The sequence below is a fragment of the Micromonospora sp. AMSO1212t genome (genome assembly GCF_008868145.1).
GTDB classification, from domain to species: domain Bacteria; phylum Actinomycetota; class Actinomycetes; order Mycobacteriales; family Micromonosporaceae; genus Micromonospora; species Micromonospora tulbaghiae.
The window spans coordinates 1-24,253 of record NZ_WBKS01000093.1; the positions used below are offsets into that span (position 1 = coordinate 1).

Below are 24,253 nucleotides of genomic sequence, written 5' to 3' on the forward strand. Positions count from 1 at the left end.
GGGTGGTGGGGGAGGTCGGCCAGCGCTGCGGCCATCTCTGATCGCACCCTCGGCAAGGGCCAGGTGACCAGGTCACGCAGGGTGTGGTGGTGGCGCAGGCGGCGTACGCCCGCCAGGCCGACCAGGTAGCCGCAGCGCTTGGGCAGGCCGCCGGCCAGTGGCGAGTCCCGCATCAGGAAGTACGGGGCGTGACGGTCGGCGCCGGTGGCGTCGAGGTCGGCGCGCACCCGGCGCAGGACCTCCGGCCACCGGCGGCGGCACTCGTCGAGCCACTGCCGGTGGCCGGGGCGGCCGAACCAGAGGTACGCCTCGTCCGGCCGTCCGGCGTCGAGTTCCGCGGTGACCTGCGTGGCGAGCCCTTCGGTGAACAGGGCGTTCGCGACCCCGTGCTCGGGCCAGTCGCGGATCGCGGCGCTGCGGTCGTGCACCACGTGCGCGGCCTCGTGCCGGACCAGCAGGTCGAGGTCCTCCGGCGGCCCGAGCTGTTCCACGGCGAGGAAGAGCGCGTACCTGCCGTTCAGCTCGCCCGCCCAGCCGTTGGCCTGGTTCAGCCCGACCAGCACCACGCACTCGACCGGCCCGCCGTCGCCGGACCAGCCCAGCGCACCGGCCACCGCCGCCACACCGTCGGGCAGAGACGCGCGTACCGTCTCGGCTCTTGCCGCCAGGTCGGCGGCGCGGTCGCGGAGCCCGTCCAGGACGGACGCCACCCCGGCGGCGTCGGACCAGTCGCCGTCGCGGCGGAGCGCCCGCAGCACGTCGGGGTGTCCGGCCAGGTAGCGGGAGGTCCACGGCTCGGGCGGGCCGGACCGGCCGGCGCAGGCGAGGAAGTCGGGCACCAGGTCGCGGACGCGCAGCAGGTCGGGGGGCGGCATCCGCACGATGCTGCCCGGCCGTGGCGCGCCGGGCAAGACCGCCACGGTACGGGATCAGCTCGCAATCTGAAGGAAGTCTTCATCAAAGAGGCCATCAATGCAAGGTATCGACATAGACAAACGTCACGCTATAGGGTGCGGCGAACCGGCGACGTGAGCACAGTCGCCCCCTGTAGTGGACGAGGAGTGCCTGTGACGATTCGGAGACCCTCGCGTCGGATGAGCCACCTGCTCGGCGGCGCCCTGATCATCGTGATCGGTCTGGCCGGCCAGCCGGCCCAGGCCGCGCCACAGCACGGCGCGCAGCCGCTCGCCGCCGCCTTCGACCGGGCCGCCGCCGGCTCCGACGTGCCGCGCGACCTGCTCGCCGCGCTCGGGTACGCCGAAACCCGCCTGGACGGCCACGGCGGCGAGCCCAGCGCCTCCGGCGGGTACGGCGTGATGCACCTGACCAGCAACCCGAAGGTGCGGACCCTCGACGAGGCCGCGCGCCGGACCCGGCTGGACCGCGCCGAGCTGCGTACCCGGGACGCGGCGAACGTGGCCGGCGCGGCGGCGGTTCTGCGCTCCTACGCCGACGCGGCCGGGCTGACCGCGGCGCAGCGGGACGACGTCAACCAGTGGTACGGCCCGATCGCCCGCTACGGCGGCTCGGCGGACGCGGCCACCGCCCGGCTGTACGCCGACTCCGTGTACGACCTGCTCGCCCGGGGCTTCATCGCGACCACGGCCGGCGGCGAGGTCAGCGTGGACGGCCGCCCGGTCGCACCCCGGCGGGGGCGGTACGCCGACGTGGCGCCGCTGGGCACCGGCGACTTCGGCACCCTGAGCACCGACTACGGCCCGGCGGCCTGGGTGCCGGCCAACTCGTCCAACTACACGGTCTCCAGCCGCGAGTCGGCGTACCCGATCAACTACATCGTCATCCACACGATGCAGGGCAGCTACGCCGGCTCGATCAGCTGGTTCCAGAACGCCGCCGCCGGCACCAGCGCGCACTACCTGCTCCGCTCCTCCGACGGCGCGGTGACCCAGATGGTGCGGGACAAGGACATCGCCTGGCACGCCGGCAACTGGACCTACAACACCCAGTCGATCGGCATCGAGCACGAGGGGTACGTCGACAACGCCTCCTGGTACACCGACGCGATGTACCGGTCGTCGGCGGCGCTGACCCGGTACCTGTGCGACAAGTACGGCATCCCGAAGACCCGCAACAACATCATCGGGCACAACCAGGTGCCGGGCGCCACGCACACCGACCCGGGGTCGAACTGGAACTGGACCTACTACATGCAGCTGGTCACCGGCGGCACCACGCCCCCGCCGACCGCCTGGTCGACCATCGTGGACAACACCACGGCCGGCCGGTTCACCGCGAGCGCCAACTGGAGCACCTCGACGTACTCGGCGCAGCGCTACGGCGCCGACTACCGGTACGCCAACCCCGTCGCGGCCAGCGACACCGCCTGGTACAAGGTGAACATCCCGGCGACAGCCACCTACCGGGTGGAGGTCTGGTATCCGGCCGTGGTCGGCTACAACACCAGCACGCCGTACATCGTCGCGACCACCAGCGGCAACCAGACGGTCTCGGTGAACCAGACGGCGAACGGCGGCGCCTGGCGCTCGCTGGGCACCTTCACCCTGGCCGCCGGGGACGCCAACAAGGTGGGTGTCAGCCGGTGGTCCGGCAGCACCGGGTACGTGATCGCCGACGCCATCCGCGTCACCCGCGTCTAGCTCGCTGAGCCGGAGGCGCTCGGCCCGGTCAGCTCACGTTGGCCGGGCCGAGCACGCTCTTCAGGTCACCCATCAGCGCGGTGGTCGGCGCGACCCGGAACGGGCCGAGGCGCAGCGTGGTGACCTTGCCGCCGTTGAGCAGCTTGACGTGCACCTCGGTGTCGCCGGGGTGCAGCACGAGCGTCTCCTTGAGCCGTTCCACGAGCGGCGGGGTGCAGCGGTGCACCGGGATGGTGAGCGTGATCGGCTTGCTCCCCGGGGTGCTGCTGACGTCCGGCATGGACATGTCCATCGCCATGATGCGCGGAGTGTCGTCGCGCCGGTCGACCCGGCCCTTGACCACCACGATGGCGTCCTCGGCGATGTACTGCCCGATCACCTCGTACGTGTTCGGGAAGAACAGCGTCTCCACGCCGCCGGCCAGGTCCTCCAGGGTGGCCGACGCCCACGCCCGGCCCTGCTTGGTGACGCGGCGCTGCACACCGGAGAGGATGCCCGCAAGCGTGACCACCGCACCGTCGGGCACTGTGCCCTCCTCGGACAGCGCGGCGATGGTGGTGTCGGCGGCGGCGCCGAGCACGTGCTCCAGCCCGAACAGCGGGTGGTCGGAGACGTACAGGCCGAGCATCTCGCGCTCGAACGCGAGCTTGTCGCGCTTGTCCCACTCCCCCTCGCCGATGACCGGCATGACTGTGGTGCTGCCGCCGGTGTCCGCCTCGCCGAAGCCGGCGCCGAACAGGTCGTACTGGCCGACCGCCTCCTTGCGCTTGACGTCGGCGTACGCGTCGATGGCGTCGGCGTGCACGGCGAGCAGGCCCTTGCGGGGGTGCTTGAGGGAGTCGAACGCGCCGGCCTTGATCAGCGATTCGATTGTCTTCTTGTTGCAGACCACGGCGTCGACCTTGGACAGGAAGTCGTAGAAGTCGGTGTAGTCGCCCTTCTCCCCCCGGCACCGCATGATCGAGGCGACCACGTTCGCGCCGACGTTGCGGACCGCGCCGAGACCGAAGCGGATCTCCTTGCCGACCGGGGTGAACGGGCCGGCCGAGGTGTTGACGTCCGGCGGGAGCACCTGGATGCGCATCCGGCGGCACTCGGACAGGTACAGGGCCATCTTGTCCTTGTCGTCACCGACCGAGGTGAGCAAGGCGGCCATGTACTCGGCCGGGTAGTGCGCCTTCAGGTACGCGGTCCAGTAGGAGACCAGGCCGTACGCGGCGGAGTGGGCCTTGTTGAACGCGTAGCCGGCGAACGGCACCAGCACGTCCCACACGGCCTGGATGGCCTCGTCGGAGTAGCCGCGCTCGCGGCAGCCGTCCCGGAACGGGATGAACTCCTTGTCGAGGATCTCCTTCTTCTTCTTGCCCATCGCGCGGCGCAGCAGGTCGGCCTGACCGAGCGTGTAACCGGCGAGGATCTGCGCGGCGCGCTGCACCTGCTCCTGGTAGACGATCAGGCCGTACGTGGGCGCGAGGATCTCGCGCAGCGGCTCCTCCAGCTCCGGGTGGATCGGGGTGATCTCCTGGAGCCCGTTCTTGCGCAGCGCGTAGTTGGTGTGCGAGTCCACGCCCATCGGGCCGGGCCGGTAGAGCGCCAGGACGGCGGAGATGTCCTCGAAGTTGTCCGGCTTCATCAGCCGCAGCAGCGAGCGCATCGGCCCGCCGTCGAGCTGGAACACGCCGAGGGTGTCGCCGCGGGCGAGCAGCTCGTACGCCTGCCTGTCGTCCAGCGGCAGGCCGAGCAGGTCCAGCTCGCGGCCGTGGTTGAGCTGGATGTTCTTCACCGCGTCGTCGATGATCGTCAGGTTGCGCAGGCCGAGGAAGTCCATCTTCAGCAGCCCGAGCGACTCGCAGGTCGGGTAGTCGAACTGCGTGATGATGACGCCGTCGGAGTCGCGTCGCATGAGCGGGATGTGCTCGATGATCGGCTCGGCGGACATGATGACGCCGGCGGCGTGCACGCCGGTCTGCCGGATCAGGCCCTCGATGCCCTTGGCGGTCTCGATGACCTTCTTGACGTCCGGGTCGGACTCGTAGAGGCCGCGGATCTCGCCCGCCTCGGCGTAGCGCGGGTGCTTCGGGTCGAAGATGCCGGACAGCGGGATGTCCTTGCCCATCACCGCCGGGGGCATGGCCTTGGTGATCCGGTCGCCGACGGCGTACGGGAAGCCGAGCACGCGGGCCGAGTCCTTGATCGCGGCCTTCGCCTTGATCGTGCCGAACGTGGCGATCTGCGCGACCTTGTCCTCGCCCCACTTGTCGGTCACGTACTTGATGACCTCGCCGCGCCGGCGCTCGTCGAAGTCGATGTCGACATCCGGCATGGAGACGCGCTCGGGGTTGAGGAACCGCTCGAAGATCAGGCCGTGCGGGATCGGGTCGAGGTCGGTGATGCCCAGCGCGTACGCCACGAGCGAGCCGGCCGCCGAGCCACGGCCGGGGCCGACCGCGATGCCCTGGCTCTTGGCCCACTGGATGAAGTCGGCGACCACGAGGAAGTACGACGGGAAGCCCATCTGGATGATGACGCCCAGCTCGTACTCGGCCTGGACGACGTGGCCCTCGGGGATGCCGTTCGGGAAGCGGCGCTTCAGACCGGCGAACGTCTCCTTGCGGAACCAGGACTCCTCGGTCTCGCCCTCGGGGATCGGGAACCGCGGCATCAGGTTGTGGAACGTGAACATGCCGGCCGGGTCGACCTTCTCGGCCACCAGCAGCGTGTTGCGGCAGCCCTGCTGCCACAGCTCGGAGGAGTCGACGGCGCGCATCTGGTCGGCGGACTTGACGAAGTAGCCGCCGCCCTCGAAGCGGAAGCGGTTCGGGTCGGCGACGTTGCTGCCGGTCTGCACGCAGAGCAGCACGTCGTGCGCCTCGGCCTGCGCCTCGTGGGTGTAGTGCGAGTCGTTCGTGACCACCGGCGGGATGTCGAGCTTGCGGGCGATCTCGGTGAGCCCTTCGCGGACCCGGCGCTCGATGTCGAGGCCGTGGTCCATGATCTCCAGGAAGTAGTTGTCCTTGCCGAAGATGTCCTGGTACGCGGCGGCGACCTTGAGCGCCTCGTCGAACTGGCCCAGCCGCAGCCGGGTCTGCACCGCGCCGGACGGGCAGCCGGTGGTGGCCATGATGCCCTCGGCGTGCTCGGCGATCAGCTCCATGTCCATCCGGGGCCACTTCACGTAGTGGCCCTCCATGGAGGCGCGGGAGTTGAGCTTGAACAGGTTCTGCAGGCCGTCGCGGTTCTTCGCCCACATGGTCATGTGGGTGATCGCGCCGTTGCCGGAGACGTCGTCGCTCTTCTGCTCGGGGCGGCCCCACTTGACCCGGGCCTTGTGGAAGCGCGACTCCGGCGCGACGTACGCCTCGACGCCGAGGATGGGTTTGACCCCGGCGTCCATGGCCTGCTTGTAGAAGTCGTTCGCGCCGTGCATGTTGCCGTGGTCGGTGATCGCCACCGCCGGCATGCCGAGCCGCGCCGCCTCGGCGAAGAGGTCCTTGAGCCGGGCCGCCCCGTCGAGCATCGAGTACTCGGTGTGTACGTGCAGATGCGCGAACGAATCGCCCATGCGTGGCGCCCCCCGGGTTGTGGATCAAGCTGCGTCGGAGTCGACCGACCCACCCTACCGAGGTGATCTCGCGGGCTCCACCGTCCGCGCCGAGGGTGGCCCGGGTCTCTCCGAGTGGCCGGTGTGCGGCACGCGATGTTCTTCTCTATTGCAATGGTGTGTGACACACACTACCGTGTTGAACATGGTCAGCGAAGAGGTCCTCCGGACCCACCTCCAGGAGCTACGACGCGGCACTGTCGTGGTGGCCAGCCTGGTCGCCCTGCGCCGCCCCGACTACGGATACGCACTGCTGCAACGGCTGGCCGCGCACGGCTTCGCGGTCGACGCCAACACGCTCTACCCGCTGCTGCGCCGGCTGGAGGACCAGGGCCTGCTGACCAGCGAGTGGAACACCGAGGAGAGCCGGCCGCGCAAGTTCTACCGGACCAGCGACGACGGCCAGGACGTCCTGAACCGCCTGCTCGACGACATGACCGCGGTGCGGTCGTCCGTCACCGAACTGATCGAAGGAGCGGAACGATGAGTTCCCTGACCGACCGTTACGTCGCCGCCACCATGCGGGCGGTGCCCGCGCAGCGCCGCCTGGAACTCGCCGACGAGTTGCGCGGCTCCATCGCCGACATGATCGACGACCGGACCGCCTCCGGGCAGGATCCCGCCTCCGCCGAGCGCGAGGTGCTCACCGAGCTGGGCAACCCCGAGCAGCTCGCGGCCCGCTACAGCGACCGCACGCTACAGCTCATCGGCCCGCGCTACTTCCTGATGTGGTGGCGGTTGCTGCGGCTGCTGCTCACCTGGATCCCGGCGATCGTCGGTGTGCTCGCCGGCCTCACCAAGGCGCTCGTCGACGGCGAGCCGGGCGCGGCGATCGGGACGGCCGTCGTCGCCGCGATGCAGACGGCGGTGCAGATCGCGTTCTGGGTCACGCTGGTGTTCGCCGTGCTGGAGCGCACCCGGACCCCGCTCGGCCTGCCCGAGTGGACCGTCGACGAGCTCCCCGAGGAGACCCGGGACCGGCAGATCAGCCACTCCGACAGCATCGCCTCCGTGGTGTTCCTGCTCGCCACCATCGGCCTCCTGGTCGGCCAGCACTTCCAGCGCTGGACCACCGACGACGGCACCCGGCTGCCGGCGCTCGACCCGGCGCTCTGGAGCTTCTGGCTGCCCGCCCTGATCGTGGTGCTGCTGGCCACCGTCGGCCTGGAGATCGCGAAGTACCGGTCCGGGCGGTGGACCTGGCCGCTGGTGGCGGTGAACGCGGTGCTCAACGTGGCCTTCGCCGCCCCGGTGCTCTGGCTGCTCGCCACCGACCGGCTGCTCAACCCGGAGCTGGTCGAGCGGTTCGCCTGGCTGCGGGACGGCGGGACCGTGGAGTTCGCCCGGGTGGCGGGCGCGGTGGTGGTGCTGGTCGCGATCTGGGACGTGATCGACAGCGCGGTCAAGGCCACCCGCGCCGCCCGCTGACGCACCGCTCCGGTCCGGCGGTCGAGAGGCCGCCGGACCGACTCCCCTTCTCGCCCCGGTGCCGTCGGCGCCGGGGCGAGACGCCGTCGGCTGCCCGACTCGGCCGGGGCGGCACCGCCTCCCGGGGCATAGCCTGGTGGCAGGACCAACGGCGAGCACTGGGACGCCCCTGATGCCCCTCCCCGACGGCACGGACGAGCTGGCCCGGTCGGCGGCACGCGGCGACCGCGAGGCCCTCGACGCCCTGCTGGCCGCCGTGCGGCCGGAGGTGCTGCGGCAGTGCGCCCGGCTGCTGCCCCACCGGCAGGACGCCGAGGAGGCCTGCCAGGACGCGCTGCTCGCGCTCGCCCACGGGATCACCGGGTTCGAGGGCCGCTCGTCGTTCGACACCTGGCTGTACCGGATCACCGCCAACCGGGCCCGGTCCACCTACCGCACGTTGCGGCGGCGGTGGCAGCGGGAGGCCGGCGGCATACCGCTGCCGGACCGGCCCGACCCACGCCGGACCAGCGTGGTGGCCGGCACCCGGCTCGACCTGCTCGACGCGCTCGACGCGGTCCCGCCGGACCTCGCCGAGGCGGTGACCCTGCGGGACGTGCTCGAACTCAGCTACCGGGACATCGCCGGCCTGCTCGGCGTGCCGGAGGGGACGGTGAAGTCGCGGATCCACGAGGCCCGCCGGCAGCTCCGGCGGCGGCTCTCCGATGCCTGACCCGGTCCGCCGGCGATGCCGTGTCGCGGCCGTCGCCCTCGTCGCCCTCGCCGGGACGCCCGCCTGCGCCGACCACCCCGTGTCGCCGCTGCCGGTACGGCCGGCGGTGACCAGCGCCGTCGCCGTCGCGCCGCCCACCGCCGCGACCCCACCCGGCCCCACCCCGGCTCCGCGAGGCGCGAGCACGCCGGTCCCGGAACCGTCGGGGGCCGCGCCGACGAGCCCGGGTACGCGGTCACGACCGCCGGTCGTGCCCCGGGCCACCCGGCCCACCCCGTCGGTACGCACCACGGCCCCGGCCGCGTGCTTCGGCCCGGTCCGCTACGACCTGGTGCTCGCCGAGACCGAGCTGGCGCTGCTGAAGTCCCTCTGTTTCGCCGCCGGCGGGATACTGCGCATCGAGGGGATCGGGCCGGGCGAGGTCACAGTGGACCGGGAGGACCTGGTCTCGCGCAGCTACGAGGCCGGTGTGGTGGACATCCGGTTCGTGCGCACCGGCGCGGTGGTGGTCACCGTCCCGCAGGGCGGCCGCGCGTACCCGATCACTGTGGTGGTGGTCTGACCGCGCCGCCTACCCGGCCCGCACGCCGGCGAGCACGCGGTCGACGAAGTCCGCGCCCACGTCCGGCGGCGGCACGAGCTGGACGTAGAGCAGACCGGCGCGGCCGGTGGCCGGCGCGGCCGCCTCGACGATCACCGGGCGGCCGGTGGGGCAGGCGTACGTGACGACCGTCCAGTCGACGCCACCCGGCCGGCTGCGACGCGGCGCAGCCGCGGCACAGTCCGCGTGGGCCCGTCCGGTGAGGAAGGCCGCCGGACCGGCCCGGCCCTCCGTACCGGTGGAGAGGCCGACGAAGGCACCGGGCAGCGTCGGGTCGGCCGCCCAGCTCCCGGGGTCCGAGGAGATCACCAGCGCCGGTTCGAGGTCGCCGTCGTCGCCGTACCGTCCTGCCCAGCCGGTCCCCTCGGCCCGCCAGCCGGCCGGCAGGACCACTGTCAGCGGCCCGCTGCGGCCCACCGCACCGGCCGGGACCGGGTGGACCGCGTCCCCCGCGCTCGTGGCGGCGACGGCGAGCGCCACCGCGACCGCCGCCACCGCGGAGAGCAGGCGCGGCCGGGGCGCGCGCCGCGCTTCGCCACCCGCGGGCACGCCCTCCACCGCGCGCCGCGCGGCGCCACCCGCGGGTGCGTCCTCCACCGCGCGCCGCAGCGCCTGCCGGAACGCGTCCGCGTCCGGGTAGCGGTCGGCGGGGCGCACGGCGGTGGCGGTCCGCAGCACCGTGTCCACAGCGGCGGGCACCCCGGCACGCAGCCGCGAGCCGGCCGTCCGGCCGTCGGCCGAAGCGGCCGGTGGACGTTCCCGGCCGAGCAGCCGCAGCCCGAGGCGGCCCAGCCCGAACACGTCGGCGCGGGTGTCGACGACGGCGAGCGGGTCGTCCTGCTCGGGCGCCATGTAGCCGGGCGTGCCGGCCCGCGCGGTCAGCCCGGAGGCGGAGGCGAGCGCCTTGGCCAGCCCGAGGTCGGCGACGAGCACCCGGTCGCCGCCGGGCGCCGAGTGGAACAGGACGTTGCCCGGCGTGAGGTCACGATGCACCACCCGGTGCCGGTGCAGCACCGCCACGCCCGCCGCGATCTCGTCGAGCACCGTCAGCGCCCGTCCCACCGGCAGCGGACCGTGGGCCAGGCGGTCCCGCAGGCTGCCGCCGTCCGCCCAGGCCAGCACGGCGTACGGACGGCCGTCGGGCAACTCCCCCACGGCGTGCACCCGGACCAGGCGGTGGTGGTCCAGCCGCCGCAGCAGCCGCGCCTCGTCGAGGAACCGTTCCCGCACCCGCAGGTCGTGGCTCCAGTTCTCGGCCAGGACCTTGATCGCCACCCGGTCCGCGAGCGCCGGGTCGTACGCGAGCCAGACCGTGGCGAAGGACCCCGCCCCGAGCAGACGCTCCACCCGGTACGCCCCGATCCGCGCCGGCGTGATCATCGCACCACCTCCGGGACCGTCACCCCGGGCCGTCACCTCGACGGTAGACGATCCACCGAACCGAACCGGTCCCGCCGGAGACCAACAGGACAGGAGAACCCGACCGAAGGAGATCCACCATGAGCCATCTCCCGTCCACCATCCTCGCCGGTCTGCTGGCGCTGGCCGGGATCGCGCCGGTCACCGTCGGCGCACCGGCCGCCTCCGCCGCGCCCGCGCACTCGGCGACCGCCGGCCGCGGCGACGGCACGCCGATCCGCGTGCGGTCGACCGTCGCGGAGAACGAGGTGCTCAGCGTCCGTGGCGCCGGGCCGTACCGGATCGGCGTCCGGCTGGACCGGCTCGTCGCGGCCGGGCTGATCGACTGGACCGCACCGGGCTGTCCCGGAATCGTGCACGCCGGCGTCACCGGCTCCTGGGCCGGGGCGATCATGCTGACCTTCCGGGACGGCCGGCTCGTGTCCGTCGGCACGGCCACCGCCCCGCCGCGCTCCCCGGCCGGCGGGTCGGTCGGGATGTCCTTCGCCGAGCTGGAGCGCATCTACGGGCCGCGCGGCCGCATGATCCGCAACGACGCGGGGGACGCCGACGCCTACCTGGTCCGGTTCGGGTCGCGGGTCGAGCTGTTCAGCGACCACCCGATCCGGCCCGGGGTCGGCTTCTACTCCGCCGGTCTGGCGTCGTACGTCGAGCGGTCGTTCCGGCGGGACTGCTGCTGCTGAGGGGTGGCGGGCCCGGCCGTCGCGCCGGGCCCGCGCCCGCAGTCGCTCAGGCCGCCGCCCGCCACTCACGGACCAGCAGCGCGTAGACCACCTCGTCGGCCCACTCCCCCTTGACGAACTCGTTCTCCCGCAGGTGCGCCTCGCGGCGCATTCCCAGCCGCTCCAGCACCCGGGCCGACGCGGTGTTGCGGGCGTCCAGCCGGCCGACGATCCGGTGCAGCCCCAGCCCTTCGAATCCGACCCGCAGCATCTCCCGGGCCGCCTCGGTGACGTAGCCCCGGCCGGTGTGATCGGGGTGCGCCACGTATCCGATCTCGCCCTGCCGGTGCTCCCCGCTGGTCCAGCTCAGCAGCACGTCGCCGACGAACTCACCGGTGTCCGCCAGCGTCACCGCCAGGTTGAGCACGTCGCCGGGAGCGCGCAGCGCGGTCCGCCGGACCAGCCGGTCGATCGCGGCCCGGGCGGCGGCGTCGTCGTACGGCTCGTGGTAGAGGAACCGGGTGACCTCCGGGCGGCCCCGGTAGTCCCGGAGCACCGCGAGGTCGCCGGCGGTGAAGGCGCGTAGCAGCAGCCGGTCGGTGCGTATCGGCAGATCGGGCACGAACATCCCGGCAGGCTACGTCGCGGCTGTCGTCCGGCCCACCCGATTACGCCCCGGGCACCACGGCGGCCCGGCCGGTGGCATGGTCGTACGGTGAGCACCGCACCCACCACCGCCTGGCGACGGCCGGCTCCCACCGCCGCGCAGTTCCGTGCCGACCTCTGGATCGGGCTCGCGGTCACCGTGCTGGCCCTGTTCGAGCTGACCCTGGCGCACAGCACCGGGGCGTTCCTGCTCGGGCCGCCGCCGAGCGTGGCCGAGCAGGTCTGGTGGACCGTCGCGGTGACCGCACCGCTGGCCGTACGGCGGCGGTGGCCCGCCACCGTCGCGGTGCTTGTCTCGATCGCCTTCGTCGCCGGGCAGGCGCGGGCCGTCCCGCTGGCCCAGCTCCCGTCGGGCGCGCTGTTCGCCGCCCTCTTCACGCTCGGCGCGTGGGGCGCCGACCGGCGGCTGGCCGGGCGGCTCCGGGCCGGCATCATCGTGGCGATGTTCGGCTGGCTCGCGCTGTCCCTCGCGCTGCGGGCCGACCAGATCTCGGCGGCCTCCTTCGCCGACGCCGCCGGTCCGGTGCCGCCGGTGCTCGCCGCCGTGGTGAACGGCGTCCTCTACAACGTGCTGTTCTTCGGGTTCGCCTACTACGCCGGCCAGACCGCCTGGGTGGCCGCGCGTCGCCGGCACGAACTGCGGGAGCAGGCCGAGCAACTGCGCCGGTCACAGGTCGAGGCGCGCGAGCGCGCGGTGATGGGTGAGCGGGTCCGCATCGCCCGCGAGCTGCACGACGTGGTCGCCCACCACGTGTCGGTGATGGGCGTGCAGGCCGCCGCGTGCCGGCGCGTGTTCGACCGGGACCGGGACAAGGCGCGGACCGCCCTGGCCGCGATCGAGGAGACGGCCCGCACCTCGGTCGACGAGTTGCGCCGGATGCTCGGCGTGCTGCGCGACCCGGCCGCCGCGCCGGAGGACACCGCCGGCATCGACCAGGTCGCCGCGCTCGTCGACCGGGCGCGGGACACCGGGCTGCGGGCCGAACTCGGGGTGTACGGGGAACCGGCGCCGCTGCCCCGCTCGGTGTCGCAGGCGGCGTACCGGATCGTGCAGGAGGCGGTGACGAACGTGGTCAAGCATGCCCACGCCACCACGCTGGACGTGCGGATCCGCTATCTGGCGAGGGAACTGGAGATCGACGTGAGCGACGACGGACACGGCGGCGTACCGGCCGGCGGGGCCGGGCTGGGCCTGATCGGCATGCGGGAGCGGGTCGCCGCGCACGGCGGTGAGGTGGAGGCCGGGCCGCGCCCCGGCGGCGGGTTCCGGGTCCGGGCCCGCATGCCGCTGCCGGTCGAAGCAGCCGGGCGGGCGGCGTGAGCGCGCCGGTGCGGGTGCTGCTCGTCGACGACCAGCACCTGGTCCGGACCGGTTTCCGGGTGATCCTGGAGATCGAGGACGACATCGAGGTGGTCGGCGAGGCCGCCGACGGGCAGCGCGCCGTGTCGATGGCGACCGCGCTGCGGCCGGACGTGGTCCTGATGGATGTGGAGATGCCGGTGCTCGACGGGCTGGAGGCCACCCGCCGCATCACCGGGGACGCGACGCCGGGCGGGCCGGCGGTGCTGATCCTCACCACGTTCGACCGCGACGACTACCTGTTCGCCGCGCTGCGCGCCGGGGCGAGCGGCTTCCTGCTCAAGAACGGCACCCCGGAGGACCTGATCGAGGCGGTCCGGGTGGTGGCGCGCGGCGAAGGGTTGATCGCGCCGGCCCTCACCCGGCGGGTGATCTCCACGTTCGCCCGTCCCGGCGCGGTGCCGCCGGACCCCCGGTACGACGCCGCGACCGCGGACCTGACGCCACGCGAGCGCGAGGTGCTGGAACTCGTCGCGCGGGGGGCCAGCAACGCCGAGATCGCGGACGTCCTGCGCGTCGGGGAGGCGACTGTGAAGACCCACGTCAGCCGCGTGCTGGCCAAGCTCGGGCTGCGCGACCGGGTGCAGGCGGTGGTGTTCGCGTACGAGCACGGGGTGGTGCGGCCCGGCGGATGACGCCCGTCCGCCGTGCGACGGACCCCATGATCGCCCCGTGGTGGGACGACGGGGGCCAGGACCGCCCGTAGCGTCGGGATCATGACCAGCGTGCTCCGCCTCGACGGCGTCGACCGCAGCTTCGGCGGCCGTCAGGTGCTCAAAGACGTCTCCTTCGACGTGACCGCCGGGCGCATGACCGGATTCGTCGGCGGCAACGGCGCCGGCAAGACCACCACCATGCGGATCATCCTCGGCGTGCTCGCCCCGGACGCCGGGCAGGTGACGTGGCGGGGACAGCCGCTCGCGCGCGAGGCCCGCGCCCGGTTCGGCTACATGCCCGAGGAACGTGGCCTCTACCCGAAGATGACGCCCCGCGAGCAGGTGGTCCACCTCGGCCGCCTGTACGGGCTGGACGCCGCCGGGGCCCGCCGGCGTACCGACGCGCTGCTGGAGCGGGTCGGTCTCGGCGAGCGGGCCGACGACCTGCTGGAGACGCTGTCGCTGGGCAACCAGCAGCGGGCGCAGATCGCCGCCGCGCTGGTGCACGACCCGGAGGTGCTGATCCTGGACGAGCCGTTCTCCGGGCTCGATCCGCTCGCCGTCGACATGGTGGTGACGGTGCTGCGGGAACGGGCCGCCGCCGGAGCGCCGGTGCTGTTCTCCAGCCACCAGCTCGACGTGGTGGAACGGCTCTGCGACGACCTGGTGCTCATCGCCGGCGGCACGATCCGGGCCGCCGGCGCCCGCGAGGAGCTGCGCGCCGCGTACACGCTGCCCCGGTTCTCGCTCGTGGTCGACGGCGACGCCGGCTGGCTGCGGGACCAGCCCGGTGTGCGGCTGGTCGACCTCGACGGCGCGCGCGCCGTGTTCGAGGTGGACCCGCCCGCCGACGACCAGGCGGTGCTGCGCGCGGCGCTGGACCGCGGCCCGGTGCGCGCGTTCGGCCCGGTCACCCCGTCCCTCGCCGAGATCTTCCGAGAGGTCAACCAGTGAACACGTTCCAGGCCACCCGGCTGGTCGCGGCCCGCGAGATCAAGGTCAAGGTCCGCGACAAGACGTTCCTCTACAGCACTTTGATCTTCCTGCTGCTCGCCGTCGTCGCCACAGTGGTGCCGGCGATGCTGAGCAGCGGACCGTCCACCGTGGCGGTGACCGCCGCCGGCGCCGAACCGCTGCGGGCGGCCGGGCTGGACGTCATTCTGGTCGCTGACGACGGTGCCGCCGAACAGGCGGTACGCGACGGCGACGCGGACGCCGCGGTGGTGTCCGGCCCGGTCGTGGTCGCCGACGAGCGGGCCCCGGACGACGTGGTCTCCGCGCTCAGCGCGGCACCGCAGGTACGGCTGCTGGACCCGGACGCGGTGGACCCGCTCACCGCCTATCTGGTGCCGTTCGCCTTCGCGTTCGTCTTCTTCTTCATGTCCCAGACGTTCGGGTTGCAGATCGCGCAGAGCGTCACCGAGGAGAAGCAGACCCGGATCGTGGAGATCCTGGTGGCCGCCGTGCCGGCCCGGGCGCTGCTGGCCGGCAAGATCCTCGCCGCGGGCGCGCTGGCGCTGGGGCAGATCACCCTGATCGCGGCCGCCGCGCTGATCGGGATGCGCCTGACCGGCGGCGGCGACCTGCTGAGCCTGATCGCACCGGCGGTCGGCTGGTTCGTGCCGTTCTTCCTGTGCGGCTTCCTGCTGCTCGCGGCGATGTGGGCGGCCGCCGGGGCGCTGGTGAACCGGCAGGAGGACATCGCGGGGGCGTCCACCCCGGTGCAGCTCGCGGTGATGGCGCCGTTCTTCGCCGTGGTGTTCCTCAACGACAACGCCGCCGCGATGCGGGTCCTGTCGTACCTGCCGATCTCGTCGCCGACGGCGATGCCGGTACGGCTGTTCACCGGCGACGCGGCACCGTGGGAGCCGTTCGTGTCGCTGGCGCTGCTGCTGCTCGCGGCGGCCGGGTTCCTGCTCGCCGGGGCGCGGATCTACGAGGGTTCGCTGCTGCGCACCAACGGCCGGACCTCGGTGCGGACGGCGTGGCGGCAGCGCGAGCCGATCGGCTGACCACGCGAGACGCCGAGCGCCGGCAACCCCGTGATCGGGGGCCGGCGCTCGGCACGTCGGGCCGGGATCAGCCGACGGCGGCCATCACCTCGTCGGAGACGTCGAAGTTGGCGTAGACGTTCTGCACGTCGTCGCAGTCCTCCAGCACGTCGATCAGCTTGAAGATCTTGCGCGCGCCCTCCTCGTCCAGCGGCACGTTCACGCTGGGGATGAGGGAGGACTCGGCCGACTCGTACTCGATGCCGGCGTCCTGCAGCGCGGTGCGCACCGCGACCAGGTCGCCCGGCTCGGAGACCACCTCGTACGCCTCACCGAGGTCGTTGACCTCCTCGGCGCCCGCGTCGAGCACCGCCATCATCACGTCGTCCTCGGTCGTGCCGCCCTGGGGGACGATCACCACGCCCTTGCGGGAGAACATGTACGACACCGAGCCCGCGTCGGCCAGCGAGCCGCCGTTGCGGGTCAGCGCGGTGCGCACCTCGGTGGCGGCACGGTTGCGGTTGTCGGTGAGGCACTCGATCAGCATCGCCACGCCGTTCGGGCCGTAACCCTCGTACATGATCGTCTGCCAGTCGGCGCCGCCGGCCTCCAGGCCGGAGCCGCGCTTGACCGCGCGGTCGATGTTGTCGTTCGGGACCGAGTTCTTCTTCGCCTTCTGGATGGCGTCGTAGAGAGTCGGGTTGCCGGCCGGGTCGCCGCCGCCGGTACGGGCCGCCACCTCGACGTTCTTGATCAGCTTGGCGAACATCTTGCCGCGCTTGGCGTCGATGACCGCCTTCTTGTGCTTGGTCGTCGCCCACTTTGAGTGGCCGGACATCTGTTACCTCCGTTGCTACCCGCCGTCTGCATCGACCGCATCGCACACGCCCCGCTCCCAAGGCGGCGCACGTCGAGGTGCCGTGATCTTCGCCGGGAGCCGCGGCGGGCTGATGGCCCTGCCGAATCTCCGCAATCCTACCGGCGGGAGGCGGGGCACTGTCACGCGCCGCACGGCAGCGGCCCGTCCCGGCCCGCCCGAACCGGCACAACCGGGGACGGACCGGCCGCTCAGGCGGCGGTCCGGACCAGCTCCACGAAGTGGCGGTGCAGCCGCGGGTCGCCGGTCAGCTCGGGGTGGAACGACGTGGCCAGCAGGTTGCCCTGCCGCACCGCGACGATCCGGCCCGTGGCCGGGCCCTCGGTGACCCGGCCGAGCACCTCCACGTCCGGGCCGACGCGCTCCACCCAGGGCGCCCGGATGAACACCGCGTGGAACGGGCCGCCGTCGACGCCGGTGAGCGCCACCGGCGCCTCGAACGAGTCGACCTGGCGGCCGAACGCGTTGCGCCGGACCGTCATGTCGACGCCGGCGAAGCCGCGCTGGTCGGGACGGCCGTCCAGCACCTCGGCCGCCAGCATGATCATGCCGGCGCAGGAGCCGTAGACCGGCATGCCCGCGGCGATCCGCTTGTCGATCGGCTCGCGCATCTCGAAGATGTCCACCAGCTTGCTGATCGTGGTCGACTCGCCGCCGGGCACCACCAGGCCGTCGACCGCGTCCAGCTCGCCCGGGCGCCGCACCGGCCGGGCGTCGGCGCCCACCCCGGCCAGCGCGGCGACGTGCTCGCGTACGTCGCCCTGGAGGGCGAGCACGCCGATCACGGGTACGGTCACGCCCGGCTCACCAGCCGCGCTCGGCGAGCCGGTGCGGCTGGGGGATCTCGTCGACGTTGATGCCGACCATCGCCTCGCCGAGGCCGCGGGAGACCTTCGCGAGCACGTCCGGGTCGTCGTGGAACGTGGTCGCCTTGACGATCGCGGCGGCCCGCTGGGCCGGGTTGCCGGACTTGAAGATGCCGGAGCCGACGAAGACGCCCTCGGCGCCGAGCTGCATCATCATGGCCGCGTCCGCCGGGGTCGCGATGCCGCCGGCGGTGAACAGCACGACCGGCAGCTTGCCCTGCTCGGCGACCTCCTTGACCAGCTCGTACGGGGCCTGCAACTCCTTGGCCGCCACGTACAGCTCGTCGGAGGGCAGCGACTGGAGGCGGCGGATCTCCTGCCGGATCTGGCGCATGTGGGTGGTGGCGTTGGAGACGTCCCCGGTGCCCGCCTCGCCCTTCGAGCGGATCATCGCGGCGCCCTCGGTGATCCGGCGCAGCGCCTCGCCCAGGTTCGTCGCCCCGCACACGAACGGGACGGTGAACGCCCACTTGTCGATGTGGTTGGCGTAGTCGGCCGGGGTCAGCACCTCGGACTCGTCGACGTAGTCGACGCCCAGCGCCTGGAGGATCTGCGCCTCGACGAAGTGGCCGATGCGGGCCTTGGCCATCACCGGGATCGAGACGGCCTGGATGATGCCGTCGATCATGTCGGGGTCGCTCATCCGGGACACGCCGCCCTGCGCGCGGATGTCGGCCGGCACGCGTTCCAGGGCCATCACGGCGACAGCGCCGGCGTCCTCGGCGATCTTCGCCTGCTCGGCGGTGACCACGTCCATGATCACACCGCCCTTGAGCATCTCGGCCATGCCGCGCTTGACGCGGGCGGTGCCGACGGCGGTGGCGGTGGTCGGGGCTGCGGATTCAGACACGGGACATCGCTCCTCGGCGTGCTCGGGAGGTGACTGCGCAGGAATGCTACGACCGGCGCGACACCGGTCCGAGCGCCAATCGAACCCCCGGTGGCCTGCCGTGTGGCCCCCGTCACGGCCGGTGCGTCAGCCGGTGGTCACGTCCGCGTGCGAGGCCAGCGTGGGGTCGTCGATGTCGAAGTAGCGCGGCCACTCCCGCCCGCGCCCCATCCGGAACAGCCGCACCACCGGACGACCCCGCGCCGAGCGGGCGTCCCGGACCAGGTCGGTGTGCACCTGCCGGGCCAGCGCCAGCCGCCGGCTGGCCGCGATCACCGCCGCGCAGGCCGGGTCGTCCGGGTCCAGCCGCACCGCGCGCAACTGCCGGGTCAGGTCGTTCTCGGCCGCCTCGCGCTCCTCCGGTACGGCGTCCAGCGCGATCCGGGCGGCGGCGTACAGCTCCACGCCGTACCGCTGCTCGGCCAGGACCGCGGCGGCGGCCGCGCGGCGCAGCAGGTGCGCGTCCAGCGCGCGGGCCGCCGAGTCCGCGCGGACCTGCAGCCGCTGCACGCGGCCGGAGGTCCAGATCAGGTACGCCGAGAGCAGCCCGAGCACCGCGACCGCGCCCACCACCCACCACATGCCCGGCATCGTAGTGCTGCTCCTCATCCCGGCCGGCCGGCGCGGTGCACCGGTCGACGCGCTCGTCACAGCGGCCGCAGCGGCCACAGCGGTCAGCCCAGACCCGCCCACTCCTGGTCCATGACCCGGCCATCGGTGGCCTCGATCGCGGCTGCGTATACCTCCAGAACGCGGCGGGCAACCACGGGCCAGTCGAAATTCGCCACCACCTGGTCGCCGCAGGCGGTGAGCCCGGCGCGGCGGCCGTCGTCGTCGAGCAGCTCGGACAGCGCGGCGCCCAGCGCGGCCGCGTCGCCGGTCGGAAACAGCCGGCCGGCCCGCCCGGCGTCGAGCACCCGGCGGAACGCGTCCAGGTCGCTGGCGACGACAGTGGTGCCGGCGGCCAGCGCCTCGGTGAGGATCATCCCGAAGGACTCCCCTCCGGTGTTCGGTGCGACGTAGAGGTGCACGCTGCGCAGCATGCGTGCCTTGTCCGCCTCGGAGACCAGGCCGAGGAACGTGACCCGGTCGCGCAGACCGGCCGGGAACCGCCCGTACAGCTCGTCGGCGTCACCCGGGCCGGCGACCAGCAGGCGCAGCCCGGGGCGGTGCGGCGCGAGCGCGACGAACGCGTCCCGCAGGATCGGGAAGCCCTTGCGCGGCTCGGTGAAACGGCCCAGGAACCCCAGCGTCCCGCCGGTGCCCGGGGCGCACTCCCCCGGCCAGCCCGGTAGCGGCGGCACCCCGGCGAACTTCGCCACCGCCACCCCGTTCGGGATCTCCACCGCGCCGCCGTCCATGTGCTCGACCTGCACCTTGCGGGCCAGCGCGCTGACCGCGATCCGGGCGGTGATCCGCTCCAGCACGATCTGGAGCGCGCCCTGCGCGGCCGACAGCACCCGGGAGCGGGTCATCGCGGTGTGGAACGTGGCCACCACCGGGCCGCGGGCGCAGAGCACGGCCAGCATCGACAGGCTCGGCGTCAGCGGCTCGTGCACGTGCAGCACGTCGAAGTCGCCACGAGTGATCCAGCGCCGCACCCGGGCGGTGGAGACCGGGCCGAAGGCGATCCGGGCCACCGACCCGTTGTACGGCAGCGGCACCGCCCGGCCCGCCGACACCACGTAGGGCGGCAGCGCCGAGTCCTCGTCGGCGGGCGCCAGCACGCTCACCTCGTGGCCGAGCCCGAGCAGCGCCTCGGCCAGGTCCATGACGTGGTTCTGCACGCCGCCCGGCACGTCGAACGAGTACGGGCACACGATGCCGATACGCACTGCGCCCCCCTAGACCGTCCCGGTGGTGGCCGGTGGCCGCGCCGACGTGGGCGTACCGTCCCGGCCCTGGTCCAGCCACATCCGCTGCAACATGTGCCAGTCTTGCGGATGCCGGGCGATGCCCGCCGCCAGACCGTCGGCAATCCGCTGCGTCACCGCGCGCACCCGCGCGTCGAGCGGGGCGCTGTCCGGGTCCGGCAGCGGCAGCGGGCCCTCGAGCGAGGCGCACGCCGCGTCCGGTTCGTACCACATCGAGGCCACGTAGAGCGGGGCGCCGGTGCGGATGGCGAGCAGTGCGGGACCGGCCGGCATCCGGGTCCGGCCGCCGAAGAAGTCGACCTCCACGCCCCGGGCGGAGAGGTCCCGGTCCGCCAGCAGGGGCACCACGTGACCGGCGCGCAGCCGGTCCACCAGCACGTCGAACGCGGGACGCGGGCCGCCGGTGTTGGGCAGGATCTCCATCCCCAGCCCTTCCCGGAACCCGACGAACCGCTCGTAGACGCCGTCCGGAAGCCGCTCGGCCACCGTGGTCATCGGCCAGCCGGTGGCCGCCACCCAGGCGCCCGCGGCGTCCCAGTTGCCGGCGTGCGGCAGCGCCACCACGGCGCCCCGCCCGGCCGCCACGTCGGCGGCGAGCAGTTCCTGCCCGTCGAGGCGGAACCCGGCGAGGATCTCCGTGCGGCTCAGGCCGGGCAGCCGGAACGCCTCCATCCAGTACCGGGCGTACGAGCGCAGCCCGGCGCGCACCAGCGCGTCCAGTTCCGCGTCGGGCATCTCCGGGCCGACCACCCGGCGCAGGTTGGCGCGCAGTCGACGCGTACCCCCGCCGTCCTTGCGGTGGGCGCGGTCGGCGCCCACCCGGAAGGCCGCGGCCGCGACGGGCCGGGGCAGCGCCCGGACCAGGCGCCAGCCCGCCACGAAGCCGGCCTCGGTGAGGTTCACTCCGCGCCGACCCGCTGGGCCTGCCGGTACACGTGGGCCATCCGCTGCCCCACGGTGAAGATCGAGACGGCGGCGAGCAGCCAGAGCGCGATCTCCAGGGCGGGACGGACGCCGAGGCCGGTGAGCAGACCGCCGACGCCGACGATGAGCAGCCGCTCGGTGCGCTCGGCGATGCCCACGTTGCAGGTCATCCCGAGGCCCTCGGCGCGGGCCTTGACGTAGGAGACCAGCCCGCCCGCGGCCAGGCAGATCAGCGCCGCCGCCACGCCCGAGTAGTCGTGCTCGGTGGCCAGCCAGTACGCGACCGCGCCGAACACCGCGCTGTCGGCGACCCGGTCCATGCTCGAGTCGAGGAACGCCCCGAACCGGGTGGACCCGCCGCTCATCCGCGCCATCGTGCCGTCGAGCAGGTCGGTGAGGGCGAAGACCGTGACGATCAGCGCGCCGGCGACCAGGTGGCCGCGCGCGCCGAAGCCGAGCGCGCCGACGAGCACGCCGACGGTGCCGGTCACGGTGACCGCGTTGGGGGACACGCCCGCACGCAGCAGCGCGCGGGCGATCGGCTCCACGACGCGGGTCATGCCCGCGCGGGCCGTCACTTGGAAGATCTTCGCCATGGCGGTCCCACGATAACGGCCCGCGACCGCCGGGGACACAGCCGGGCGTACGACCCGCCCGGCGGCCCTTGTGCGGGCACCCGTGCGGGTGTGAGATCGAGCCAGGAGGTGAGCCAGTTCACCGGATCACCGGTCCGCGTTCGCGTCCAGCAGGAGATCACCGGAAGATATCGCCGCGGCGCCCGTCCCGGGTCCGCTCCCCCGTCGCCCGCGGCGGTCGCCACCACCACCGGTTGAGGGAGGTGCGCCGCGATGGCGCAGAAGAACGAGAAGGGTGTCACCGGCGGCGCGCCGGTGGTGACCGAGCCCGGCAGGGTTCGCAACGTGGTGCTCGTCGGGCACTCCGGCGCCGGCAAGACGACGCTCGTCGAGGCGCTGCTGGCCGCCGGCGGCACGATCGGCCGGGCCGGCGCCGTCACCGAGGGCACCACCGTCTGCGACCACGACCCCGCCGCCGTACGCCAGCAGCGCTCGGTGAGCCTGGCCTGCGCCCCGCTGATGCACCGCGACGTCAAGGTCAACCTGCTGGACACCCCGGGGTACGGCGACTTCGTCGGCGAGCTGCGCGCCGGGCTGCGCGCCGCCGACGCGGCGCTGTTCGTGGTCTCCGCCGTGGACGGCATGGACGCCGCCACCGCCGCCCTCTGGGAGGAGTGCGCCGCCGTCGACATGCCCCGGGCGGTGGCCGTCTCCCGGCTGGACCACCCGCGCGCCGACTTCGACGAGGCGGTGGCGCTGTGCCAGCGCGTCTTCGGCGACAACGTGCTACCGCTCTACCTGCCCATGCTCGGCGACGACGGCGAGTCGGTGGCCGGCCTGATGGGGCTGATCACCCGCCGGGTGTTCGACTACTCCGACGGGCTGCCGGCGGCGGTGCGCGAGCCGGACCCGGAGCACCTGCCGGCCATCCAGGAGTCCCGCAACGAGCTGATCGAAGGGATCATCGCGGAGAGCGAGGACGAGACCCTGATGGACCGCTACCTCGGCGGTGAGGAGATCGACCCCGAGGTGCTGATCACGGACCTGGAGACGGCTGTCGCCCGCGGCCACTTCTACCCCGTGGTGCCGGTCTGCGCGGAGACCGGCGTCGGCCTGGACGCACTGCTCGACGGCCTGGTCGCGGCGTTCCCCTCGCCGCTGGAGCACGACCTGCCCGCGGTGACCGGCGTGGACGGCTCGCCCCGCCCGCCGCTGACCTGCGACCCGGACGGCCCGCTCGTCGCCGAGGTGGTCAAGACGACAGTCGACCGTCACGTCGGGCGGGTCTCGCTGGTACGCGTCTTCTCCGGCACGCTCCGCCCCGACCAGGTGATCCACGTGTCCGGTCACGGCATGGCCGAGCGCGGCCACCCGGACCACGACGCCGACGAGCGGGTCGGCCACGTCTACAGCCCGCTGGGCGCGACGCTGCGCGAGGTGCCCGCCTGCGTCGCCGGTGACCTGTGCGCGATCACCAAGTCGGGCAGCGCCGAGACCGGCGACACCATCTCGGCCAAGGACGCCCCGCTGCTGATCGCGCCCTGGGAGATGCCGGAGCCGCTGCTGCCAGTGGCGATCGTGGCGCGCAGCCGGGCCGACGAGGACGCGCTGGCCCGCAACCTGTCCCGGCTGGTCGCCGGTGACCCGACGCTGCGGCTCGAACGCAACCCCGAGACCCACCAGCTGGTGCTCTGGTGCATGGGCGAGGCGCACGCCGACGTGGTGCTCGACCGGCTGCGCGGCGGTGGGGTCGAGCTGGACACCGAGCCGGTCCGGGTGGCGCTGCGCGAGACGTTCACCGCCGCCGCGCGCGGGCACGGCCGGCACGTCAAGCAGTCCGGCGGCCACGGCCAGTACGCGGTCTGCGACATCGAGGTGGAGCCGTTGCCCCGGGGCGCCGGCTTCGAGTTCGTCGACCGGGTGGTCGGCGGCGCGGTCCCGCACAACTACATCCCGTCGGTGGAGAAGGGGGTACGGGCGCAGATGGAACGCGGCCTGGTCGCCGGCTACCCCGTGGTGGACCTGCGGGTGACGCTCGTCGACGGCAAGGCGCACAGCGTCGACTCCTCCGACGCGGCGTTCCAGACCGCCGGGGCGCTGGCGCTGCGCGACGCCGCGGAGAAGGGCCAGCCGGCGCTGCTGGAACCGGTCGACGAGATCACCGTGCGGGTGCCGGACGCGTCTGTCGGCGCGGTCATGGGCGACCTGTCCGGGCGGCGCGGCCGGGTGCTGGGCACCGAGCCGGACCCGGACGCCGAGGGCCGCACGGTGGTCCGCGCCGAGGTGCCCGCGACCGAGTTGCTGCGGTACGCGGTAGAGCTGCGCTCGATGACCGCCGGCACGGGCACGTTCCGCCGCGAGTTCGCCCGCCACGAGCCCATGCCCGCGCACCTGGCCGACCAGGCCCGCAAGGAGTCCACAACCCGCTGACCCCGCCTCCCCTCCCCGCGCCCTCCCCTTCGGTCCCGCGATCTTGCACTTGCGGCCCTCACAAGGTGAGCATTTCGGGCACCTCAAGGGCCGCAAGTGCAAGA

22 protein-coding genes are annotated in these 24,253 nt (G+C 73.3%); 11 read left to right on the plus strand and 11 right to left on the minus strand.

Features of this window, described 5'->3' with window-relative positions:
* A partial coding sequence (locus F8279_RS21095; RefSeq protein WP_151500828.1) for a hypothetical protein occupies positions 1 to 875 on the minus strand: 875 nt, incomplete at its 3' end.
* A gap of 219 nt (positions 876 to 1,094) precedes the next feature.
* On the opposite strand from F8279_RS21095, the gene F8279_RS21100 reads away from it, so the two are divergent.
* The gene (locus tag F8279_RS21100; protein WP_225853353.1) at positions 1,095 to 2,618 is read left to right on the plus strand and encodes an N-acetylmuramoyl-L-alanine amidase; all 1,524 of its coding nucleotides are present in this window, start codon (positions 1,095 to 1,097) and stop codon (positions 2,616 to 2,618) included.
* Positions 2,619 to 2,646: 28 nt separating this feature from the next.
* On the opposite strand, the gene dnaE is transcribed toward F8279_RS21100, so the two are convergent.
* Positions 2,647 to 6,180 (minus strand): DNA polymerase III subunit alpha, encoded by a 3,534-nt coding sequence (gene dnaE / locus F8279_RS21105; RefSeq protein ID WP_091424165.1) that lies wholly within the window; start codon positions 6,178 to 6,180, stop codon positions 2,647 to 2,649.
* Positions 6,181 to 6,364: 184 nt separating this feature from the next.
* On the opposite strand from dnaE, the gene F8279_RS21110 reads away from it, so the two are divergent.
* From F8279_RS21110 to F8279_RS30680, 4 genes are all read left to right on the plus strand, one after another.
* Complete coding sequence (locus tag F8279_RS21110; RefSeq protein ID WP_091424162.1) at positions 6,365 to 6,706, plus strand: PadR family transcriptional regulator; 342 nt, start codon at positions 6,365 to 6,367, stop codon at positions 6,704 to 6,706.
* Positions 6,703 to 7,647: a permease prefix domain 1-containing protein gene (locus F8279_RS21115; protein WP_091424158.1), complete on the plus strand. Its 945-nt coding sequence runs from the start codon at positions 6,703 to 6,705 to the stop codon at positions 7,645 to 7,647. Before F8279_RS21110 ends, F8279_RS21115 begins: the two co-directional genes overlap by 4 nt.
* 172 nt (positions 7,648 to 7,819) lie before the next feature.
* Positions 7,820 to 8,359 carry an RNA polymerase sigma factor gene (locus F8279_RS21120; RefSeq protein WP_151500829.1) on the plus strand — a complete coding sequence of 180 codons (540 nt, stop codon included), beginning with the start codon at positions 7,820 to 7,822 and terminating at the stop codon, positions 8,357 to 8,359.
* 250 nt (positions 8,360 to 8,609) lie between these two features.
* The gene (locus F8279_RS30680; RefSeq protein ID WP_225853354.1) at positions 8,610 to 8,921 is read left to right on the plus strand and encodes a hypothetical protein; all 312 of its coding nucleotides are present in this window, start codon (positions 8,610 to 8,612) and stop codon (positions 8,919 to 8,921) included.
* 9 nt (positions 8,922 to 8,930) lie between these two features.
* Here F8279_RS30680 and F8279_RS21130 read toward each other — a convergent pair whose 3' ends face one another.
* Positions 8,931 to 10,340, minus strand: coding sequence for a serine/threonine-protein kinase (locus tag F8279_RS21130; protein ID WP_151500831.1), 1,410 nt, complete (start codon positions 10,338 to 10,340; stop codon positions 8,931 to 8,933).
* A 119-nt stretch (positions 10,341 to 10,459) separates the two neighbouring features.
* On the opposite strand from F8279_RS21130, the gene F8279_RS21135 reads away from it, so the two are divergent.
* Positions 10,460 to 11,062 carry a hypothetical protein gene (locus F8279_RS21135; protein WP_151500832.1) on the plus strand — a complete coding sequence of 201 codons (603 nt, stop codon included), beginning with the start codon at positions 10,460 to 10,462 and terminating at the stop codon, positions 11,060 to 11,062.
* A 46-nt stretch (positions 11,063 to 11,108) separates the two neighbouring features.
* On the opposite strand, the gene F8279_RS21140 is transcribed toward F8279_RS21135, so the two are convergent.
* Positions 11,109 to 11,669: a GNAT family N-acetyltransferase gene (locus F8279_RS21140; protein WP_151500833.1), complete on the minus strand. Its 561-nt coding sequence runs from the start codon at positions 11,667 to 11,669 to the stop codon at positions 11,109 to 11,111.
* An 87-nt stretch (positions 11,670 to 11,756) separates the two neighbouring features.
* Here F8279_RS21140 and F8279_RS21145 point away from each other — a divergent pair, with 87 nt between their 5' ends.
* The 4 genes from F8279_RS21145 (at position 11,757) to F8279_RS21160 (ending at position 15,735) form a co-directional block, all read left to right on the plus strand.
* Complete coding sequence (locus tag F8279_RS21145; protein WP_151500834.1) at positions 11,757 to 13,028, plus strand: sensor histidine kinase; 1,272 nt, start codon at positions 11,757 to 11,759, stop codon at positions 13,026 to 13,028.
* A complete protein-coding gene (locus F8279_RS21150) occupies positions 13,025 to 13,702 on the plus strand; it encodes a response regulator transcription factor (RefSeq protein WP_091424128.1) in 678 nt (225 codons plus the stop codon). The genes F8279_RS21145 and F8279_RS21150 overlap by 4 nt, the downstream gene beginning before the upstream one ends.
* A gap of 81 nt (positions 13,703 to 13,783) precedes the next feature.
* On the plus strand, positions 13,784 to 14,677 hold the full coding sequence (locus F8279_RS21155; protein WP_151500835.1) for an ABC transporter ATP-binding protein: 894 nt from the start codon (positions 13,784 to 13,786) through the stop codon (positions 14,675 to 14,677).
* Complete coding sequence (locus tag F8279_RS21160) at positions 14,674 to 15,735, plus strand: ABC transporter permease (RefSeq protein WP_151500836.1); 1,062 nt, start codon at positions 14,674 to 14,676, stop codon at positions 15,733 to 15,735. Before F8279_RS21155 ends, F8279_RS21160 begins: the two co-directional genes overlap by 4 nt.
* A gap of 67 nt (positions 15,736 to 15,802) precedes the next feature.
* Here F8279_RS21160 and F8279_RS21165 read toward each other — a convergent pair whose 3' ends face one another.
* From F8279_RS21165 to pgsA, 7 genes are all read right to left on the minus strand, one after another.
* The gene (locus F8279_RS21165) at positions 15,803 to 16,552 is read right to left on the minus strand and encodes a YebC/PmpR family DNA-binding transcriptional regulator (RefSeq protein ID WP_091424116.1); all 750 of its coding nucleotides are present in this window, start codon (positions 16,550 to 16,552) and stop codon (positions 15,803 to 15,805) included.
* Between the two features lie 230 nt (positions 16,553 to 16,782).
* Positions 16,783 to 17,388 carry a pyridoxal 5'-phosphate synthase glutaminase subunit PdxT gene (gene pdxT / locus F8279_RS21170; RefSeq protein ID WP_091424113.1) on the minus strand — a complete coding sequence of 202 codons (606 nt, stop codon included), beginning with the start codon at positions 17,386 to 17,388 and terminating at the stop codon, positions 16,783 to 16,785.
* Between the two features lie 7 nt (positions 17,389 to 17,395).
* Entirely contained in the window at positions 17,396 to 18,307 is a 912-nt protein-coding gene (gene pdxS / locus F8279_RS21175; protein ID WP_091424110.1) for a pyridoxal 5'-phosphate synthase lyase subunit PdxS, read from the minus strand.
* Positions 18,308 to 18,433: 126 nt separating this feature from the next.
* Positions 18,434 to 18,937, minus strand: a complete 504-nt coding sequence (locus tag F8279_RS21180) for a hypothetical protein (protein ID WP_091424106.1) — start codon at positions 18,935 to 18,937, stop codon at positions 18,434 to 18,436.
* 83 nt (positions 18,938 to 19,020) lie between these two features.
* Complete coding sequence (locus F8279_RS21185; protein WP_151500837.1) at positions 19,021 to 20,181, minus strand: glycosyltransferase family 4 protein; 1,161 nt, start codon at positions 20,179 to 20,181, stop codon at positions 19,021 to 19,023.
* A 9-nt stretch (positions 20,182 to 20,190) separates the two neighbouring features.
* Positions 20,191 to 21,123 carry a phosphatidylinositol mannoside acyltransferase gene (locus tag F8279_RS21190; protein WP_091424098.1) on the minus strand — a complete coding sequence of 311 codons (933 nt, stop codon included), beginning with the start codon at positions 21,121 to 21,123 and terminating at the stop codon, positions 20,191 to 20,193.
* A complete protein-coding gene (gene pgsA / locus F8279_RS21195; RefSeq protein WP_151500838.1) occupies positions 21,120 to 21,740 on the minus strand; it encodes a phosphatidylinositol phosphate synthase in 621 nt (206 codons plus the stop codon). Before pgsA ends, F8279_RS21190 begins: the two co-directional genes overlap by 4 nt.
* A 252-nt stretch (positions 21,741 to 21,992) precedes the next feature.
* Here pgsA and F8279_RS21200 point away from each other — a divergent pair, with 252 nt between their 5' ends.
* Entirely contained in the window at positions 21,993 to 24,149 is a 2,157-nt protein-coding gene (locus F8279_RS21200; protein ID WP_151500839.1) for an elongation factor G-like protein EF-G2, read from the plus strand.
* Positions 24,150 to 24,253 lie beyond the last annotated feature (104 nt).

Bases quoted from the DNA above. Each gene is read 5' to 3' on its own strand.
- F8279_RS21155 (WP_151500835.1), top strand. From the start codon at position 13,784: ATGACCAGCGTGCTCCGCCTCGACGGCGTCGACCGCAGCTTCGGCGGC.
- dnaE (WP_091424165.1), bottom strand. From the start codon at position 6,180: ATGGGCGATTCGTTCGCGCATCTGCACGTACACACCGAGTACTCGATG.
- F8279_RS21200 (WP_151500839.1), top strand. From the start codon at position 21,993: ATGGCGCAGAAGAACGAGAAGGGTGTCACCGGCGGCGCGCCGGTGGTG.
- F8279_RS21180 (WP_091424106.1), bottom strand. From the start codon at position 18,937: ATGCCGGGCATGTGGTGGGTGGTGGGCGCGGTCGCGGTGCTCGGGCTG.
- F8279_RS21130 (WP_151500831.1), bottom strand. From the start codon at position 10,340: ATGATCACGCCGGCGCGGATCGGGGCGTACCGGGTGGAGCGTCTGCTC.
- F8279_RS21120 (WP_151500829.1), top strand. From the start codon at position 7,820: ATGCCCCTCCCCGACGGCACGGACGAGCTGGCCCGGTCGGCGGCACGC.
- F8279_RS21100 (WP_225853353.1), top strand. From the start codon at position 1,095: ATGAGCCACCTGCTCGGCGGCGCCCTGATCATCGTGATCGGTCTGGCC.
- F8279_RS21135 (WP_151500832.1), top strand. From the start codon at position 10,460: ATGAGCCATCTCCCGTCCACCATCCTCGCCGGTCTGCTGGCGCTGGCC.
- F8279_RS21110 (WP_091424162.1), top strand. From the start codon at position 6,365: ATGGTCAGCGAAGAGGTCCTCCGGACCCACCTCCAGGAGCTACGACGC.
- F8279_RS21165 (WP_091424116.1), bottom strand. From the start codon at position 16,552: ATGTCCGGCCACTCAAAGTGGGCGACGACCAAGCACAAGAAGGCGGTC.
- pgsA (WP_151500838.1), bottom strand. From the start codon at position 21,740: ATGGCGAAGATCTTCCAAGTGACGGCCCGCGCGGGCATGACCCGCGTC.
- F8279_RS21115 (WP_091424158.1), top strand. From the start codon at position 6,703: ATGAGTTCCCTGACCGACCGTTACGTCGCCGCCACCATGCGGGCGGTG.
- F8279_RS21140 (WP_151500833.1), bottom strand. From the start codon at position 11,669: ATGTTCGTGCCCGATCTGCCGATACGCACCGACCGGCTGCTGCTACGC.